Origin of the sequence: Streptomyces canus, from assembly GCF_001514145.1 — a bacterium.
Classification (GTDB): Bacteria; Actinomycetota; Actinomycetes; order Streptomycetales; family Streptomycetaceae; genus Streptomyces; species Streptomyces canus.
The window spans coordinates 284,476-303,288 of sequence record NZ_KQ948658.1; the positions used below are offsets into that span (position 1 = coordinate 284,476).

At 69.7% G+C, this 18,813-nt stretch carries 16 protein-coding genes; 14 read left to right on the forward strand and 2 right to left on the reverse strand.

Annotated elements, in window-relative coordinates; genetic code table 11:
* Nucleotides 1–57 precede the first annotated feature (57 nt).
* Together AQJ46_RS10765 and AQJ46_RS10770 are read left to right on the forward strand one after the other, a co-directional pair.
* On the forward strand, nt 58–1,557 hold the full coding sequence (locus tag AQJ46_RS10765) for a CYTH and CHAD domain-containing protein (RefSeq protein WP_059205350.1): 1,500 nt from the start codon (nt 58–60) through the stop codon (nt 1,555–1,557).
* Between the two features lie 89 nt (nt 1,558–1,646).
* On the forward strand, nt 1,647–3,626 hold the full coding sequence (locus AQJ46_RS10770; RefSeq protein ID WP_059205351.1) for a TIGR03960 family B12-binding radical SAM protein: 1,980 nt from the start codon (nt 1,647–1,649) through the stop codon (nt 3,624–3,626).
* Between the two features lie 137 nt (nt 3,627–3,763).
* Here AQJ46_RS10770 and AQJ46_RS10775 read toward each other — a convergent pair whose 3' ends face one another.
* Nucleotides 3,764–4,000 (reverse strand): hypothetical protein, encoded by a 237-nt coding sequence (locus AQJ46_RS10775; RefSeq protein WP_159064012.1) that lies wholly within the window; start codon nt 3,998–4,000, stop codon nt 3,764–3,766.
* A gap of 76 nt (nt 4,001–4,076) precedes the next feature.
* Nucleotides 4,077–4,661: a TerD family protein gene (locus AQJ46_RS10780; RefSeq protein ID WP_057615949.1), complete on the reverse strand. Its 585-nt coding sequence runs from the start codon at nt 4,659–4,661 to the stop codon at nt 4,077–4,079.
* Between the two features lie 91 nt (nt 4,662–4,752).
* Between AQJ46_RS10780 and AQJ46_RS10785 the strand changes: the two genes are divergently transcribed.
* The 12 genes from AQJ46_RS10785 (at nt 4,753) to rpmA (ending at nt 18,728) form a co-directional block, all read left to right on the forward strand.
* Nucleotides 4,753–5,280 (forward strand): GNAT family N-acetyltransferase, encoded by a 528-nt coding sequence (locus AQJ46_RS10785; protein ID WP_059205353.1) that lies wholly within the window; start codon nt 4,753–4,755, stop codon nt 5,278–5,280.
* A gap of 15 nt (nt 5,281–5,295) precedes the next feature.
* On the forward strand, nt 5,296–6,477 hold the full coding sequence (locus tag AQJ46_RS10790) for a phage tail tape measure protein (RefSeq protein ID WP_059205354.1): 1,182 nt from the start codon (nt 5,296–5,298) through the stop codon (nt 6,475–6,477).
* 48 nt (nt 6,478–6,525) lie between these two features.
* Complete coding sequence (locus tag AQJ46_RS10795) at nt 6,526–7,290, forward strand: TIGR03936 family radical SAM-associated protein (protein ID WP_059205355.1); 765 nt, start codon at nt 6,526–6,528, stop codon at nt 7,288–7,290.
* A gap of 261 nt (nt 7,291–7,551) precedes the next feature.
* Nucleotides 7,552–11,613, forward strand: coding sequence for an Rne/Rng family ribonuclease (locus tag AQJ46_RS10800; RefSeq protein ID WP_059205356.1), 4,062 nt, complete (start codon nt 7,552–7,554; stop codon nt 11,611–11,613).
* A 211-nt stretch (nt 11,614–11,824) separates the two neighbouring features.
* A complete protein-coding gene (locus AQJ46_RS10805) occupies nt 11,825–12,892 on the forward strand; it encodes a glucose-1-phosphate thymidylyltransferase (RefSeq protein ID WP_059205357.1) in 1,068 nt (355 codons plus the stop codon).
* Nucleotides 12,889–13,875 carry a dTDP-glucose 4,6-dehydratase gene (rfbB, locus tag AQJ46_RS10810; RefSeq protein ID WP_020116357.1) on the forward strand — a complete coding sequence of 329 codons (987 nt, stop codon included), beginning with the start codon at nt 12,889–12,891 and terminating at the stop codon, nt 13,873–13,875. Before AQJ46_RS10805 ends, rfbB begins: the two co-directional genes overlap by 4 nt.
* Nucleotides 13,872–14,765, forward strand: coding sequence for a dTDP-4-dehydrorhamnose reductase (gene rfbD / locus AQJ46_RS10815; protein WP_059205358.1), 894 nt, complete (start codon nt 13,872–13,874; stop codon nt 14,763–14,765). The genes rfbB and rfbD overlap by 4 nt, the downstream gene beginning before the upstream one ends.
* Entirely contained in the window at nt 14,762–16,354 is a 1,593-nt protein-coding gene (locus tag AQJ46_RS10820; protein WP_059205359.1) for a glycosyltransferase family 2 protein, read from the forward strand. The genes rfbD and AQJ46_RS10820 overlap by 4 nt, the downstream gene beginning before the upstream one ends.
* A gap of 20 nt (nt 16,355–16,374) precedes the next feature.
* A complete protein-coding gene (gene rfbC, locus AQJ46_RS10825) occupies nt 16,375–16,962 on the forward strand; it encodes a dTDP-4-dehydrorhamnose 3,5-epimerase (RefSeq protein ID WP_059205360.1) in 588 nt (195 codons plus the stop codon).
* Nucleotides 16,963–17,066: 104 nt separating this feature from the next.
* Nucleotides 17,067–17,861: an O-methyltransferase gene (locus AQJ46_RS10830; protein WP_059205361.1), complete on the forward strand. Its 795-nt coding sequence runs from the start codon at nt 17,067–17,069 to the stop codon at nt 17,859–17,861.
* A gap of 277 nt (nt 17,862–18,138) precedes the next feature.
* Complete coding sequence (rplU, locus tag AQJ46_RS10835; RefSeq protein ID WP_030601628.1) at nt 18,139–18,459, forward strand: 50S ribosomal protein L21; 321 nt, start codon at nt 18,139–18,141, stop codon at nt 18,457–18,459.
* A 14-nt stretch (nt 18,460–18,473) separates the two neighbouring features.
* On the forward strand, nt 18,474–18,728 hold the full coding sequence (gene rpmA / locus AQJ46_RS10840; RefSeq protein ID WP_057615924.1) for a 50S ribosomal protein L27: 255 nt from the start codon (nt 18,474–18,476) through the stop codon (nt 18,726–18,728).
* Nucleotides 18,729–18,813: the final 85 nt, after the last annotated feature.

Sequence of the window (18,813 nt, forward strand, 5' to 3'; positions counted from 1 at the left end):
CGGCCGGGTGGCGGCGGCCCTCTGCCGTAACCGCCCGCTGACCACTAGATTCGAGTCATGGCGGACACAAAGCGGGAGATCGAGCGGAAGTACGAGTCCGACGACAGCGGCCTGCCCGATCTGACCGGAGTCGCCGGGGTCGAGGCCGTCGTCGACAAGGGCGTCGCGCATCTGGACGCCACCTACTACGACACGGCCGACGAACGCCTCGTGACGTCCTCGATCACCCTGCGCCGCCGCACGGGCGGATCGGACGCGGGCTGGCACCTTAAGTTGCCCGTGTCCGAGGGCGTGCGCGACGAGATCCGGGCCCCGCTCTCCGAGACCGTCCCCGACGAACTCGCCGCCCTGGTCCGCTCCCGGGTCAGGGGCGTCGAGCTGCTGCCCGTGGTCCGGCTGCGCTCGGACCGTGATGTGCGCCACCTCCTCGACGCCCAGGGGCACTTGCTCGCCGAGGTCAGCGTGGACGCCGTGCACGCCGAGCGGCTCAGCGGCGGCGTCGGCGACGCCCAGTGGACCGAGATCGAGGTGGAACTCGCCGACGGCGGAGACCCGGCCTTCCTCGACAAGGTCGACAAGCGGCTGCGCAAGGCGGACGTACGGCCGTCCGCTTCGCCCTCGAAGCTGGCCCGGGCCCTCGCGGAGACGGCCCCCAAGAAGAAGAGCCCCGTCACAGCGGATCCGGTGACCGCCGGCGACCACGTCCTCGCGTACGTCCGCGCCCAGCGGGACGCGATCCTCGAACTCGACCCGGCCGTCCGCCAGGACGCCGAGGACTCCGTGCACAGCATGCGCGTCGCCACCCGCCGGATGCGCAGCACCTTCAAGTCGTACGGCACAGTCCTCGACCGGGACGTCACCGACCCGATCAGCGACGAGCTGAAGTGGCTGGCCGCCGAACTGGGCGTGGACCGGGACCGCGAGGTGCTGTACGAGCGCCTGACCGCGGCTCTCGACGAGGTGCCGCGGACGCTGCTCTACGGGCCCATCGCCACGCGACTGAGCACCTGGGCCGGCGACCACCCCGGCGGGGCGAGCGCCCGGCTGATCGGCGTCCTGGACTCCCGGCGCTACCTCGCCCTGCTCGACACCCTGGACGCGCTGATCGCCGACCCGCCGCTGCTGAAGGCGGCCGGGAAGAAGCCCCACAAGGTCATCGCCAAGGCCGTGCGGAAGGATTTCCGGAAGGTCGCCGGGCTCGTCGGGCAGGCGCTGGAACTGGAGCCCGGAACCGACCGGGACGCTGCGATCCACGAGGCCCGCAAGAAGACCAAGCGCACCCGGTATGCGGCCGAAGCGGCCCGCCCGGTCCTCGGCAAGCCGGCCAGGACCATGGTCAACTCCATGAAGTCGCTCCAGAACCTGCTGGGGGAGCACCAGGACAGCGTGATGGCCCGGCAGACCCTGCGGGAGCTGTCCGCGGTCGCCCACGCGTCGGGGGAGAGCGCCTTCACCTACGGGCTGCTCCACGGGCGTGAGGAGCAGCGGGCGGCGGCCGTGGAGGCCGAACTGCCCGGCTTCTGGGACGGCATCAGGGGCGAGGAGGACGCCCTCTGACCTTCCGGGCGTACGGGGGGTGGTCGCGGCCGCGTTACGCTAGATGGTCACCCCTGTCAGTTCAGTCCAGCCCACCGAAGGTTCGCGAGATGCCTGCCGAAGTCGCTGCGGCCGCAGAGTCTGTGTTTCCGCAGCTCGAAGCTCTGCTCCCGCATGTGCAGAAGCCGATCCAGTACGTCGGCGGAGAGCTCAACTCCACCGTCAAGCCGTGGGAGTCCTGTGACGTCCGCTGGGCACTGATGTACCCGGACGCGTACGAGGTCGGTCTGCCCAACCAGGGCGTCATGATCCTCTACGAGGTCCTGAACGAACAGGAGGGCGTCCTCGCCGAGCGCACCTACAGCGTGTGGCCGGACCTCGAGGCGCTGATGCGGGAGCACCACGTCCCGCAGTTCACGGTGGACAGCCACCGGCCGGTGGGCGCCTTCGACGTGTTCGGCCTGTCCTTCTCCACGGAGCTGGGCTACACCAACATGCTGACGGCGCTGGACCTGGCGGGCATCCCGCTGGAGTCCAAGGACCGTACGCTCGACGACCCGATCGTGCTGGCCGGCGGCCACGCCGCCTTCAACCCCGAGCCGATCGCGGACTTCATCGACGCGGCGATCATCGGCGACGGCGAGCAGGCCGTGCTCGACATGACGAAGATCATCCGTGAGTGGAAGGTGGAGGGCCGGCCGGGCGGCCGCGAGGAGGTCCTCTTCCGCCTCGCGAAGACGGGCTCGGTGTACATCCCCGCGTTCTACGACGTCGAGTACCTTCCCGACGGCCGCATCGCGCGCGTGGTCCCCAACAAGTCGGGCGTCCCGTGGCGTGTGTCGAAGCACACCGTCATGGACCTCGACGAGTGGCCGTACCCCAAGCAGCCCCTCGTCCCCCTCGCGGAGACGGTCCACGAACGCATGTCGGTCGAGATCTTCCGCGGCTGCACCCGCGGCTGTCGCTTCTGCCAGGCGGGCATGATCACCCGCCCGGTCCGCGAGCGCTCGATCACGGGCATCGGCGACATGGTGGAGAAGGGCCTGAAGGCGACGGGCTTCGAGGAGGTGGGTCTTCTCTCGCTCTCGTCGGCGGACCACTCGGAGATCGGCGACATCGCGAAGGGCCTGGCGGACCGGTACGAGGAGGACAAGATCGGCCTGTCCCTCCCCTCCACCCGCGTCGACGCCTTCAACGTGGACCTGGCGAACGAACTGACGCGCAACGGCCGCCGTTCGGGCCTGACCTTCGCCCCCGAGGGCGGCTCCGAGCGCATGCGCAAGGTCATCAACAAGATGGTCTCCGAAGAGGACCTGATCAGGACGGTGTCCACGGCGTACGGCAACGGCTGGCGCCAGGTGAAGCTGTACTTCATGTGCGGCCTGCCGACGGAGACCGACGAGGACGTCCTCCAGATCGCGGACATGGCGACGAAGGTGATCGCCGAGGGCCGCAAGGTCTCCGGCCAGAACGACATCCGCTGCACGGTCTCGATCGGCGGCTTCGTCCCCAAGCCCCACACGCCCTTCCAGTGGGCCCCGCAGCTCTCGGCGGAGGAGACGGACGCCCGCCTGGCGAAGCTCCGCGACAAGATCCGCGGCGACAAGAAGTACGGCCGCTCGATCGGCTTCCGCTACCACGACGGCAAGCCCGGCATCGTGGAAGGCCTGCTGTCGAGGGGTGACAGGCGGATCGGCGCCGTGATCCGCGCCGTCTACGAGGACGGCGGCCGCTTCGACGGCTGGCGCGAGCACTTCTCCTACGACCGCTGGATGGCCTGCGCCGACAAGACGCTGCCCGCCTTCGGCGTGGACGTCGACTGGTACACGACCCGCGAGAAGACGTACGAGGAAGTCCTCCCCTGGGACCACCTCGACTCCGGCCTCGACAAGGACTGGCTCTGGGAGGACTGGCAGGACGCCCTCGACGAGACGGAGGTCGAGGACTGCCGGTGGACGCCTTGCTTCGACTGCGGGGTGTGCCCGCAGATGGACACGCACATTCAAATCGGCCCGACCGGCAAGAAGTTGCTGCCTCTGACGGTCAAGAACGGCGGGCCGGCGCCCGCCGCGAGTGGTCACGTGCACTGATGTGAGCGAGCCGGTCGGCAGGGCGGTCGGGAACAGGGTTTCTGTCCCTGTTCCCGACCGCCCTGCGTTGGACGGGCTTCACCTGTGCGGTTGTGTGGTGGTGCGGTTGACGGCCAGTAAGTGCCGTCGTCTGTCCGTCAGTTGCAGAAGTTGAGGATGGGCAGGAGGCCGTTGCCGCACTGGAGCTCGTCGCCGTCGCCACCGTAGCCGCCGGCCGGGGCGGCCTTGGTGACGGCGTGTGTGGCGGGCGTCGCGGCCACGGCGGACGTGGCAGTCGCCACCCCCGCCGCACAAGCGATGCCCACGGCGACGGTCACCGCGAATACTCGCGGAATGCGGGAAACGGCCTTCTTGGAGAGAGGTGTTGTGTTCATGAACTCACCATGCACACCCTCGCGATCAGTTGCTCGCCGAGCGCATCTGAGTGGGTGAGCCTCCCCCCGGAGCCCGCTACTTGCTCGCGGCGAAGCGCATGAGGGCCAGTTCGTCGCCCTGCTTGATCTTGCCGGTGGTGTTGATGACTTCGAGCTTCCATGTGGTGCCGACCCGGACCGCCTTGGCGACCGCGCAGCCGTTGTCCGTGGTGAGCATGCTCGGCCAGATGTCGGCGACCTGCTGGGAGCTGCCGCCGCTGGCGTCGTAGACCTTGAAGCTGATGTTGCGGGCCTTCTGGAAGGCACTGCCCTTCTTGTAGGCGGCGGCGACGAAGACGATCGACGTGATGTGCGGCGGGATCTTCGCGAACTCGACGGTGACCGTCTCGTCGTCGCCGTCTCCGTGGCCGGTCTGGTTGTCGCCGCTGTGCAGCAGGGAGCCGTTGCCGATGGGGTCGAGCGAGTCGAGGCCGGCCAGGCGCACCGGGTCGCCGTCGTGCATGGCGATGGCGATCAGGTCGAGATCCGTGCCGGACTTGCGGCGGAGCTTGCCGATCACCCCGCCGCTGGCGCCCGCGGTGGGGTCCCAGGAGACCCCTATGGACAGATGGGTCACGCCGTCCAGGTCGGCGGGGCCGTCTTCCTTCGTAAGCGTAATCATGGGGACATAGTGCACGGGCGCCCGCCGGGTCAGGGAAGAGCCCCGTGAAACCCGGTGGCTTGGCGGCCCGTGGTCTCGCCATCATGGGGCGATGCCGCAGCTGACCCTGCCCGACGTCCGGTTCCACGCCTCCTACCTCGACGCGGTACGCGAGTTCACCGAGGCGGCTCTCGATCCGGCCGTGCTGGAGAGCGGGGAGATCGGACCGTACCGGAGGACGTGGCGGGAGCCTGCGGGGTTCGCGGCCTTCGTGGAGATGCTGCGTGCGGAGACGGAACGGCCGCGCAGGCCGGACTGGGTGCCGATGACGAACCTCTGGTACGTGGAGGACGACACCTTCCTCGGCAGGATCTCGATACGGCACCGCCTCACCCCGTATCTGCTGGAGCTCGGCGGCCACATCGGATACGTGGTCCGTCCCGGCGCGCGGCGGCGGGGACACGCCACCGCCATGCTCGCGGCCGCGCTGCCCGTCTGCCGTCAACTGGGCATCGAGCGGGCCCTGGTCACCTGTGACGCCGGCAACACCGCGTCTCGTAAGGTGATCGAGGCCAATGGCGGAGAATTCGAGGATCGGCGCGGCGTAAAGCTGCGGTACTGGATCCGTACGGGGAACTGAGGCGTCTACGTCGTTATGGACCTGGAGAAGCAGCCCGCGCCGCAGGCGACCCCGCCGGAGGGATGCCTGACTGTCGCGATTCGCATCCCCGTACGCATCGTCGTGCTCGTGCTGGTCGTGCCCGTGCGGATCGTGTGGGACGCGTTGGTCGTCGTGGGGCGGTTCCTGCGGGACAGCGTGCTGAGGCCGCTGTGGCGGGCGCTGGTCGTCTGGCCGTGCGTGGCGCTGTGGCGCTACGTGGTCGTACCCCTCGCCAAGGCGGTCGGATGGCTCGCCAAGGTGTTTGTCGTCATTCCCCTGGTGTGGCTGTACCGGTCTGTGCTGACGCCGGTCGGGCACGGGATCGCGTGGCTGGCGCGGGGGATCGTGGCCGGGCTGGTGTGGGTGTACGCGCGCGTGCTCACTCCGGTCGGGCACGGGATCGTGTGGCTCCTCAAGGGCGTCGGCGCGGTACTCGCACTGATCGGGCGCGGCATCGCGTGGGTCGCGCGGGGGATCGTGGCCGGGCTGGTGTGGGTGTACGCGCGCCTGTTCACTCCGGTCGGGCACGGGATCGTGTGGCTCCTCAAGGGCGTCGGTGCCGTGCTCGCCTGGATCTTCACGCCGATCGGGCGCGCGATCGTCTGGTGCGCCAGGGGGATCGCATGGCTGGCGGGCGCCGTCGTCACCGGCATCGGCGTCGCCCTGTACTGGATCGCCCGCGTCCTGCTCGTCCTGCCCGTGGTCGCCCTGTGGCGCTGGGTCCTCGCGCCCATAGGGAGGGTCCTGGCCGTCATCGGCCGGGAAGTGTGGGACGCGCTCGGGCACGCCTGGCGGATCGCCGGGCACATCTCCCTCGCCGTCGGCCGGTTCCTCGGGACCCTCTTCCGGTGGATCTTCGTCGAGCCGGTGCGCTGGGTGTACCGCTCGGTGCTGACGCCGGTCGGGCACGTGGTCCGGGACGTGGTGCTGCGCCCGGTCGCGGAGGCCGCGCGCAGTGTGGGACGGATCACCCGGGCCGCCCTGGCCTCGGCCCGTGAGTCCGTACGGCAGGCCCGGGCCGACGTCCGGCGGATGCTCTTCGGCGATGCGGGCGCTGTGCGCGATGTCGGCGCCGTCGGCGAGACCCGTGAGCGTGAGGCGGTGGCCCTGCGGGAACCGACGGGCGCCGACACACGTACTCTTGGTAGCAGTACGACCGCACTCACGAAGGACTGAGCGACACTGGGCAAGCGACAGCCCGAAGGCCCGCCGCCCGCACCGGCGGTGCAGCGCATCCGACTGCGCTACACCAAGCGCGGCCGCCTCCGGTTCACCAGCCACCGTGACTTCCAGCGCGCCTTCGAGCGTGCGCTGCGCCGCGCCGAGGTGCCCATGGCGTACTCGGCGGGGTTCACGCCGCATCCGAAGGTGTCGTACGCCAATGCCGCACCCACCGGCACGGGCAGTGAGGCGGAGTACCTGGAGATCGCGCTCACGCAGGCGCGCGACCCGGAGAAGCTCCGGCTCCTCCTCGACGAGTCGCTGCCCGCCGGGCTCGATGTCGTGGACGCGGTCGAGGCCCGGACCTCGGGACTCGCCGACCGGCTCACCGCTTCCGTGTGGGAGCTCAGGCTGGACGGCGTGGACCCGGCAGAGGCCGGGCGCGCGGTCGCCGCGTTCAACGCCGCCGCGGCGGTCGAGGTCCAGCGCACCACCAAGAACGGTCTTCGGACCTTTGACGCCCGCCCCGCGGTCGTACAGCTTGAAACGCACAGTGAATCTGCTGATAGGCCGACCGACCAGCCCTGTGCGATACTGCGGCTGGTTGTTCGGCACGTGACGCCTGCCGTTCGACCCGACGACGTCCTGTCCGGTCTCCGCGCCGTGGCCGACCTGGCGCCGCCGGTCCCCGCAGCGGTGACCAGGCTGGCGCAGGGGCTGCTCGATGAAGAGACCGGCACGGTGACCGACCCGCTCGCGCCCGACCGCGAGGCAGTCGAGGCCCACTCAACGGCCGAACCGACTGCCGCCGCGAAGGCGCCGGCGTAAGGAAGGTCCCGCGAAGGACGGGCGTCGTAGCGCAGCCCTCGTACTCGGGAGCCACCTGGGTCGGGCAGTGCACTGACCACAAGACTTTCGCCAGGCCGTACCCAACAAGGGCGTACGGAACCGGCGAGACAGGACACAGAGAGCTCCCGTGCGGCGCCCGCGCCCCGGACGGCGGCACCGCGCATCGCGCGAGCCGCGGACGTCACCGGCATCTGCCGGACCAGGTGCGGCGCCCGGGAGCCTGACGGGAGAAATGCCCGCATGCTCGAACCGACCGAACCCACCGAGGGTTCCGAACAGAACACTCCCAGCGACACCCTGCCGCCGCGTCGTCGGCGCCGTGCCGCGTCCAGGCCGGCGGGACCGCCGGTCGCCGCCGCCCCGGGCGGCGAGGAGGTCGTCGCTCCGGCCATACCGGCCGCGGAAGCGGAGGACCTCGTCACGGACGAGGAGGAGAAGCTCGACGAGAACGTCGAGACCACCGAGAGCGCCGAGGCGGCTGCGCCCGCCGCGCGTCCGCGTCGGCGTGCGACACGCCGGGCGTCCGCGCCTGCCGGTGCGCCCGCGGCGGCCGAGGCTGCCGAGACCGTGGTGCCGGTGGTCGCCGAGGCTCCCGCCGAGACCGCGGCCGCGGAGAGCGCGCCTGCCGTCGATGCCGAGGACGCGGCTCCGCCAGCCGGGCGTACACGTCGGCGCGCGACGCGTCGGGTGTCCACCCCCGCTGATGCGCCCCTGGCCGCCGAGGCCGAGGCTCCGGTGACCGCCGAGCCGCCTGCCGAGGACGGGACCGCCGATGAGGCGCCCGCTGCCGAGACCACCGCGCCCGCCGGGCGTACGCGTCGCCGGGCCTCCCGGCGTGCCGCCGCGCCCGCCGGTGCTCCGGAGGCCGCGGAGACGGTCGAGTCGCCTGCCGCCGCGGAGGTCACCGAGGTCGCCGAGACCGTTGAGCCGGTGGCCGCGGAAGCGCCCGCCGAGACCGCCGATGCCGAGGACACCACCCCGCGTCGTTCCCGCCGCCGTGCCACGCGCCGCGTTTCCGCGCCTGCCGGTGCCCCCGAGGGCGAGGCCGCCGAGGCCACGCCGTCCGAGCCGGTTGCCGAGGCCCCCGCCGTGCAGGAACCCGCCACCGAAGCCCCGGCTCCCGTCGCCGAGACCCCCGCCGAGGACGCCGCCCCGCGCCGTGCCCGTCGTCGGTCCGTCCGCCAGGCCGCCACCGGGTTCTCCGAGCCCGCGCGACGCGCTCGCGTTGCCGAGGCCGAGGACGAGGACGAGTCGGTGCGTCGGCCGGCGCGCCCCGCGGTCGCCGTGTTCCAGGCGCCCGTCTTCACCGAGCCGCAGTTCCAGACCCCGCAGCGGGCCGCGGCCGAGGCCGCCGCGGAGGCGGAGACCGGGCAGAGCGAAGAGCCGGTCGAGTCGGCCGAGCCGGTCGAGGAGATCGCCGAGGAGCAGAGCGCGCCGCGGCGCCGCCGCCGTCGTCGGGGTGCCGGTGACGAGCCCGAGGTGCAGGAGACCGCCGCCGAGACCGTCGTCGAGGAAGAAGAGACGGACGAGGCCGCCGACGAGGACTCCGCGGACGCGGATGACGCCGAGGAGACCGGGTCGCGGCGTCGCCGTCGTCGCGGTGGCCGTCGCAGGCGCCGGGGCGAGTCCGCCGAGGCGTCCGGTGACGAGGACTCGGAGGACTCCGACGAGTCCGCCGCCGGGCAGTCCGCGCAGGACGACGAGGGTGCCGAGCAGGACGACGAGGACGACGAGGACGCCCGTTCCGACGAGTCCGGCGGCTCCAGCTCCAGCCGTCGCCGCCGTCGCCGTCGGCGTCGGGCCGGGGACTCCTCCGCGGACACCGAGCCCGATGACGGCGACCCCGAGCGGACCGTCGTCAAGGTGCGCGAGCCCCGCCCCCTGCGGGAAAGGGTGTCGGAGCCGTCCGACGAGGTGCAGTCCATCAAGGGCTCGACCCGTCTGGAGGCCAAGAAGCAGCGCCGCCGCGAGGGTCGTGAGCAGGGTCGCCGTAGGGTCCCGATCATCACCGAGGCCGAGTTCCTCGCCCGCCGCGAGGCCGTCGAGCGGGTGATGGTCGTCCGGCAGAGCGGTGAGCGCACGCAGATCGGCGTGCTCGAGGACGGTGTGCTCGTCGAGCACTACGTCAACAAGGAGCAGGCCACCTCGTACGTCGGCAACGTCTACCTGGGCAAGGTCCAGAACGTGCTGCCGTCGATGGAGGCCGCCTTCATCGACATCGGCAAGGGCCGCAACGCGGTGCTCTACGCCGGTGAGGTCAACTTCGAGGCGCTCGGCATGGCCAACGGGCCGCGGCGCATCGAGAGCGCGCTGAAGTCCGGTCAGTCGGTGCTGGTCCAGGTGACCAAGGACCCGATCGGTCACAAGGGCGCGCGGCTCACCAGCCAGGTCTCCCTGCCCGGGCGCTACCTCGTGTACGTCCCCGAGGGCTCCATGACCGGCATCAGCCGCAAGCTGCCCGACACCGAGCGCGCGCGTCTGAAGACCATCCTCAAGAAGATCGTCCCCGACGACGCGGGCGTCATCGTGCGCACCGCCGCCGAGGGTGCGAGCGAGGACGAGCTGCGCCGCGATGTCGAGCGGCTGCAGGCGCAGTGGGAGGACATCCAGAAGAAGGCGAAGGGCGGCAACGCCCCGACGCTGCTCTACGGCGAGCCGGACATGACCGTCCGGGTCGTCCGCGACATCTTCAACGAGGACTTCTCCAAGGTCGTCGTCAGCGGTGACGAGGGATGGGAGACCATCCACGGATACGTCTCGCACGTCGCACCCGACCTGACCGACCGGCTGTCGAAGTGGACCTCCGAGGTCGACGTCTTCGCCACGTACCGGATCGACGAGCAGCTCGCCAAGGCGCTGGACCGCAAGGTCTGGCTGCCCAGCGGCGGTTCGCTGGTGATCGACCGGACCGAGGCGATGGTCGTGGTCGACGTCAACACCGGCAAGTTCACCGGGCAGGGCGGCAACCTCGAGGAGACGGTCACCAGGAACAACCTGGAGGCGGCCGAGGAGATCGTGCGTCAGCTCAGGCTGCGCGACCTCGGCGGCATCATCGTCATCGACTTCATCGACATGGTCCTGGAGTCCAACCGGGACCTGGTGCTGCGGCGCCTGCTCGAGTGCCTGGGCCGGGACCGGACCAAGCACCAGGTCGCCGAGGTCACCTCGCTGGGCCTGGTCCAGATGACCCGCAAGCGGGTCGGCCAGGGCCTGCTGGAGTCCTTCTCCGAGACCTGTGTCCACTGCAACGGCCGCGGTGTCATCGTGCACATGGAGCAGCCGACCTCCGCCGGTGGCGGCGGCAAGCGCAAGAAGCGCGGGCGCGGTGGTGACGGGCACGAGCACGTCCACGAGGCCGTGGCCGCCGTAGAGGCTCCCGAGGCGCCCGAAGAGGTCGAGACCGAGGCCGAGCTCGCCGCTGAGGTGGCCGAGCCGATCGCCCTCACACCGGCTGAGTTCGCGCCCGACGAGGAGCTGTACAGCAGCGTCGCCGAGGCGGAGGCCGCGGCCACGCGCGGGCGTGGTCGCCGTAGGTCGAGCCGTAGGGCGTCGGCTCCGGCCGGTGCCCCGAGGGGTGGCGGGTCGAGGAGGTCGGGCGGTGCCGAGGCGCCGGCCGACCAGGAGAGCCCGGTCTCCGAGGACGTCGTGGTGCCGACCGCTCAGGCCGTGCCGGCCGAGGTGGAGGCCGAGCGTCCCGTGCAGCCGGAGACGGCCGCCGAGGCGCAGGCCGAGCCGGTCGCCGCGGAGGACCCCGTGGTGGAGGCCGTGTCCGCGAGCGAGCCCGCCGCCGACGAGGCCGCTCCCCAGGGCCGTACGCGCCGCCGGGCCACCCGGAGGGCATCGGCCCCGGCCGGTTCGCCGACGGGTGCCGAGGCCGCCGTGGTGACCGTCGCCGAGACCGGGCCGGTGGCCGAGCCGCAGGCTGAACCGACCGCGTCGGCCGAGCCCGAGGCGGTCGCCGAGAGCGCCGCCCCGGCCCGTCCGCGCCGTCGTGCCGTCCGCAAGGCCACCGCGCCCACCGCGTCCGAGGAAGCGGCCGTCGTGGTCGTGCCCTCGGCGGAGGCTCCGGCCGAGGCGGAGGCGCCCGTCGAGGCGGCCCCGGCCAAGAAGACGGCCCGCAAGACGGCCAAGAAGGCCACGGCGAAGAAGGCCGCGACCAAGAAGGCCACCACCGCCAAGAAGACGGCCGCGAAGAAGACCGTGGCCAAGAAGACGACCGCGAAGAAGGCGGCGTCGAAGAAGACGGTGGCGGCCGAGCAGCTGTCGCCGCGGTCCGTGTCGACCCCGGCCGACGAGGCCTGACGGACGGTCACCGCATAGTTTCAGCCGTCTGAAGATCGAAATCCGCTCCCGGTTCGCCGGGGGCGGATTTCGTGATTCTGTGACTATTGCGTCCGACCAAAAGTTGTCAATCGGTGATCGATCATGTGAATGGCTAGTGAATCTCTGGCCTGTCCCCAGGGTTATGATGTGAGCCGAGATTGACGCTTAATTTAGACAAAAAGGGATTTTCGTGAAGGCTCTCGTGCTCTCCGGGGGAGCGGGCACCCGCCTCCGCCCGATCACCCACACCTCCGCCAAGCAGTTGGTGCCGGTCGCCAACAAGCCGGTGCTGTTCTACGGCCTGGAGGCGATCGCCGAGGCCGGGATCAGCGAGGTCGGCATCGTCGTCGGCGACACCGCGGACGAGATCCGTGAGGCGGTCGGTGACGGCTCCCAGTTCGGGATCAAGGTCACCTACATCCCGCAGGAAGCGCCGCTGGGCCTCGCCCACGCCGTCCTCATCGCCCAGGACTTCCTCGGTGACGAGGACTTCGTCATGTACCTCGGCGACAACTTCATCGTCGGTGGCATCACCGGCCTGGTGGAGGAGTTCCGCGGCGAGCGCCCCGACGCGCAGATCCTGCTGACCAAGGTCCCCAACCCCACCTCCTTCGGTGTCGCCGAACTCGGCGCCGACGGCCGGGTGGTGGGCCTGGAGGAGAAGCCGAAGCAGCCCAAGAGCGACCTGGCGCTCGTCGGCGTCTACCTCTTCACTCCGGCCATCCACGAGGCCGTCCGCTCCATCGAGCCCTCCTGGCGCGGTGAGCTGGAGATCACGCACGCCATCCAGTGGCTGATCGACCAGAAGCGCGACGTCCGCTCCACGACCATCTCCGGCTACTGGAAGGACACCGGCAACGTCACCGACATGCTGGAGGTCAACCGGTCGGTCCTGGAGACCGTCGATCCGGTGAACGAGGGCACGGTCGACGAGAGCAGCGAGATCATCGGCCGGGTCCGCATCGAGGCGGGTGCCAGCGTCAGTGGCAGCCGGATCGTCGGTCCTGCCATCATCGGTGCCGGCACGGTGGTCAATGACGCCTACATCGGTCCGTTCACGTCCGTCTCCGAGGACTGCCGGATCGAGGACAGCGAAATCGAGTACTCCATCGTGCTGCGCGGTTCCTCCGTGACCGGCGTGCGCCGCGTGGAGGCCTCGCTCATCGGACGTGACGTAGAGGTCACGCCCGCGCCCCGTAACCCCAAGGCACACCGGCTCGTGCTCGGTGATCACAGCAAGGTGCAGATCTCTTCATGACCACTCGGATTCTGGTGACCGGCGGTGCCGGCTTCATCGGCTCGCACTACGTCCGTACCGTGCTCGGCCCCGAGGGACCCGGTGACGTCTCGGTCACCGTCCTCGACAAGCTGACCTACGCGGGCAACCCGGCCAACCTCGACGAGGTGCGCGAGCACCCCGGATTCGCCTTCGTGCAGGGCGACATCTGCGACCCCGAGCTGGTCGGCAAGCTGATGGCCGAGCACGACCAGGTGGTGCACTTCGCCGCCGAGTCGCACGTCGACCGTTCCATCGACGGCGGCGCGGAGTTCGTGCGCACCAACGTGGTCGGCACCCACACCCTCATCGACGCTGCCCACCGCGCGGGCATCAAGACCTTCGTGCACATCTCCACCGACGAGGTCTACGGCTCGATCGACGAGGGTTCCTGGCCCGAGACGCACCCGCTGGAGCCCAACTCGCCGTACTCCTCGGCGAAGGCGTCCAGCGACCTGATCGCGCTGTCGTACCACCGCACCCACGGCCTGGACGTGCGGGTGACCCGCTGCTCCAACAACTACGGGCACCACCACTTCCCCGAGAAGGTCATCCCGCTCTTCGTGACCAACCTTCTCGACGGCAAGAAGGTCCCGCTGTACGGCGACGGCGGCAACGTCCGCGACTGGCTGCACATCGACGACCACGTCCAGGGCATCGAGCTCGTGCGCACCAAGGGCCGCGCCGGTGAGGTCTACAACATCGGCGGTGGCACCGAGCTCTCCAACAAGGAGCTCACCGGTCTGCTGCTGAAGGCGTGCGGCGCCGACTGGGAGACCAGCGTCGAGTACGTCGAGGACCGCAAGGGCCACGACCGCCGCTACTCCGTCGACTGCACCAAGATCCGCGAGGAGCTCGGCTACGAGCCCCGCAAGAGCTTCGAGCAGGGCCTCGCCGAGACCGTCCAGTGGTACCGCGACAACCGCGCCTGGTGGGAGCCGCTGAAGGAGCGGGCCGCGCTGTGACCGACAACCGCACCTGGCTGGTCACGGGCGCGGGCGGCATGCTGGGCCAGGACGTCCTGGCCCGGCTGGACCGGGCGGGGGAGCGGTATGTCGCGCTCGACCGCAAGGCGCTGGACCTCACCGACGCCGACGCGGTGAGCGCGGCTGTCGAGGAGCACCGGCCCGCCGTGGTCGTCAACTGCGCCGCCTGGACGGCCGTCGACGACGCCGAGACCCGTGAGGACGAGGCGCTCGCGATCAACGGCGACGGGCCCCGCCACCTCGCCGACGCCTGCGCCCGCACCGGGGCCGTCCTGCTGCACGTCTCCACGGACTACGTCTTCGCCGGGGACGCCCAGGAGCCGTACGCGGAGGACGCCCCCACCGCGCCGCGCAGCGCCTACGGCCGCACCAAGCTGGTCGGCGAGCAGGCCGTGCTCGGGATCGAGCGCGGGTACGTCGTGCGCACCGCCTGGCTCTACGGCACCGGCGGTGGGAACTTCGTGCGGACGATGATCAAGCTGGAGGGCGTCAAGGACACCCTCGATGTCGTCGACGACCAGCGGGGCCAGCCCACGTGGACCGTCGATCTGGCCGACCGCCTGGTGCGCCTCGGCCAAGCCGCCCTCGCGGGGACCGCTCCCGCGGGTGTGTACCACGGCACCAGCGGTGGCGAGACGACGTGGTTCGGGCTCACCCGGGAGATCTTCCGGCTGCTGGGCGCGGATCCGGAGCGGGTCCGGCCGACCACCAGCGCGGCGTTCGCCCGCCCCGCGCCCCGACCCGCGTACAGCGTGCTGGGGCACAACCGCTGGCAGCAGGCCGGCATCGAACCGATTCGTGACTGGTCCGAGAGTCTCAGCTGCGCGATGCCCGTGTTGGTCGCGGAGCTACAGGAGGGGAACCCATGACCGTGAAGGTCAGCATCATCATCCCGGTCTACAACGCGGGGGTCTACATCGAGCGCCCGATCAACTCGCTCCTGAAGCAGTCACTGCCGCAGGACGAGTTCGAGGTGCTCTTTATCGACGACGGATCGACCGATGACTCCGCGGAGCGGCTGAAGAAAATGGCCGACGACACGGGGAATTTCCGGGTGTTCTCCATGCCGAACTCGGGCTGGCCCGGACGTCCCCGTAATGTCGGTGTCGCCAATGCACGCGGCGAGTACATACATTTCCTCGACCAGGACGACGCCTTGGGGCCGAAGGCGCTGCAGGTGATGTACGACCGGGCGCGACAGAACAACTCCGACATCGTCGTCGGCAAGGTCAAGGGCAACATGCGCGGCCCCATTCGCCTTTTCCGCGAGTCGGCCGACAGCGTCGGCCCGGAGTTCGCCGAGCTGTACGAGACGCTGACCCCGCACAAGATGTTCCGGCGCCAGTTCCTGCTCGACAACGACATCAAATTCCAGGAGGGGCGCTGCCGCCTCGAGGACCAGATGTTCCTGGCGAAGGCCTATCCGCTCGCCAAGAACATAACGATAGTCGGCGATGTCGTGTGTTACGACTGGAGCAAGCGCGACGACGGCAGTAACAACAGCAAGACCCGGACCGAGCCGGGAGACTACTATCCCTGGCTTGCCAAGACCGCGCAGATAGTCAAGGCCAGCACGAGCCCGGGACCGGTGCGCGACGCCTTTCTGACGCGCAACTACCGGGTCGAGGTCCTGCGGAACACCTCCACAGGGGGCTTCCTCAAGGGCGATCCCTTCAGCATGGGGCACTACGAGGCGGCCCGGAAGGTGGCCGTCGAGGAGTACTCGGACTCCGTCCGTGAGGGGCTGCCGCCGCTGTGGCGGTTCCGCGCCGAACTGCTTGAGGCCGACCGTGTCGAGGACCTGCGCAAGGTGGCCGAGCGTTACCGTGACACCGTCAGCGAGGTCGAGTTCGACGGCCCGGTGCGTTGGCAGCGGGGTGTGTTGGTCGCGCCGTTCCGCGCCCGGCTGCGCTACCAGGACGGTGCCACGGTGAAGGTCAGGAAGCTGGCCGACGGCTACGGCCTCGACCTCGCCGTGGTCCAGGGGATAGACGGCGGGCCGGAATGGTCCTTCAAGGACATAGAGAACCGTGCGGTCGTGGATTTCCAGCTGCGCCAGCGCAACAAGGCCCAGGCTTGGTTCGCCGCGGTTGAGTCCAAGCTGACGGTGGCTGCCGACGGGACTGTGGAGATCACGGGAACCGTGCGCATCGATCCGGACACGGCGGCATGTGGCGGTCGGCTCCCCAAGGGCCTGTACGACGTCCATGTCAATGTCCAGTTGCTCGGGATCGAACGCATGGCCCGTATCGAGGGCGGCCCGGTGAGCGAGCTGCTGCCCTGCGGTGGTGAGCGGTCCCAGCGCCTGAACATCCAGGCCGCTCCCTACTGGACCAGGGACGGGCGGCTCGCTCTCGACATCGGCGGAAACATGCACCCGGTCCCGGACAAGTCCCCGGAGTCCGAGGCCACGTGGCGCAAACTCGCCAAGAAGGTCAAACGAGTTCTCTCATCCTGAACCGGAGGTCCCGCTCCATCATGAAGCCCCTTTCGATCGAAGGCGCCTGGGTCCACGAGCCCAGCCTCTTCCCGGACGAGCGCGGCAGCTTTCACGAGTGGTTCCGCGGAGCGGATTTCCGCTCGAGCACCGGGCATGACCTGTCCCTTGCCCAGGCGAACTGCTCGGTGTCCCGCCGCGGCACCCTCCGCGGTGTCCACTTCGCAGACGTGCCGCCGAGCCAGGCCAAGTACGTGAAGTGCGTACGCGGCGCCGTGCTCGACGCCGTCGTCGACATCCGGGTCGGCTCCCCCACCTACGGGCAGTGGGAGCTGGTCCGGCTCGACGACGAGACGCACGCCTCGGTCTACCTGTCCGAGGGTCTCGGACACGCCTTCCTGGCGCTGACCGACGACGCGACCGTCGTCTACCTCTGTTCCGAGGGCTACGCGCCGGGGCGGGAGCACGGCATCCATCCCCTCGATCCCGAGCTGGGCATCGAATGGCCGGCGGACGTGGAGCCGTTGCTTTCGGACAAGGACGCCGCCGCTCCGACGCTGGCGGAGGCGGCGGCACAGGGCCTGCTGCCCCGTTACGAGGACTGCGTCGCCTATCGCTCGGAACTCTGAAAGCCTATGAAGTTACTGTCCGGTAGGTGTTTACTCCCCGGTCGAACCCCGGCTAGCTTCCGTAAATCGCTTAGTCGTCAACCACCTTGAAGGGCGCACTTTACGTGGATCGGCACGGGTTTCTCCGCCAACTGCACAAGGTCTATCGCCCCCGCAACTACCTTGAGATCGGAGTGAACGACGGCCGCAGTCTGACGCTGTCCCGCGTTCCCACGGTCGCCGTCGACCCGGCGTTCAAGGTGACGTCGGAGGTCAGCTGTGATGTGCACATGGTCAAGGCCACGAGCGACGACTTTTTCGGTCGCAAGGACCCGCTGATCCACCTGCGCAACGGCCGCAACCCGTTCCGCGCGCTCGCCCGCCGCGATCCGCTGAACTTCCTGGGCGGTGACCCGCGGATCGAGATGGCGTTCATCGACGGCATGCACCTCTTCGAGTTCGCGCTGCGGGACTTCATGAACGTCGAGCGGCACTCGCGCTGGTCCAGTGTGATCGTGCTGGACGACATGCTGCCGCGCAACGTCGACGAGGCGGCCCGCGACCGGCACACCGGCATGTGGACCGGTGACGTGTTCAAGGTGGCGCAGGTGCTGCGGCGCTTCCGCCCCGATCTGGTGGTGGTGGAGCTCGACACCAAGCCGACCGGTGTCGTGGCGATCTTCGGAGCCGATCCGACCAGCACCGTGCTGAAGGACAACTACGACAAGATCATGGAGGAGTACCGCGCCGACGACCCGCAGGTCGTTCCGGAGGAGGTACTGCTGCGCAAGAACGCCGTCCAGGGCGAGATCCTGCTCGGGGCGGACTTCTGGCCGGCCCTCGTGCGGGCCCGCAATCTGCGCCGCCCCCGCTCGGCATTCGCGCCGATCCGCCGCGGCATCCAAGCGGTGACCGGCTGACACCGGCTGATCCGCCGGGCCGGGTACCTCCGGCCCGGCGGGCACCCTCTGGTTCAGCCCTGCGGCCGCTCCCGTTTCCCGGCCGGTCCGAGGTCCGGTTTGACCCCCACGCCGGGGCCCCGTAACCTTGACCGTCGGCGTGTCCATCGTGGCCGCCACATCCCCGTAAACCTCTTTTCCTTCCGGGTGCTCCGGCTGTCCGGGAGAGGTCGTTCGTGCTTTTGGCCGGGCGGCTGGACTGCGGGGGTGCCGTTCTTCGAGTGAGAGTGAGATCCGCGTGTACGCCATCGTGCGCAGCGGTGGTCGCCAGCACAAGGTTGCTGTCGGCGACATCGTTGAGGTTGACAAGATTTCCACTGCCAAGGTTGGCGACACGGTCGAGCTCTCGACCCTGCTCGTTGTCGACGGCGAAGCTGTCACCAGCGACCCGTGGGTCCTGGCCGGCATCAAGGTCCAGGCCGAGGTCGTGGACCACCACAAGGGCGTCAAGATCGACATCCTTCGCTACAAGAACAAGACCGGCTACCGCCGTCGTCAGGGCCACCGCCAGCAGTACACGGCGATCAAGGTCACTGAGATCCCCGCGGCTGCGAAGTAAGGGACTGAGGAGAGATGGCACACAAGAAGGGCGCATCGTCCACCCGTAACGGCCGTGACTCCAACGCTCAGCGCCTCGGCGTGAAGCGTTTCGGTGGTCAGGTCGTCAACGCGGGCGAGATCCTGGTCCGCCAGCGCGGCACCCACTTCCACCCCGGCGCGGGCGTCGGCCGTGGCGGCGACGACACGCTGTTCGCCCTCGAGGCCGGTTCGGTGCAGTTCGGCACCAGCCGTGGCCGCAAGGTCGTGAACATCGTTCCGGTCGCCTGATCGGAAGCTTTCGCGAGGCGGACCTCACTTCCCTGGTGGGAAGGCGGGTCCGCCTTTCGCGTGTTAAGGCAGTAGTACTCGTGAA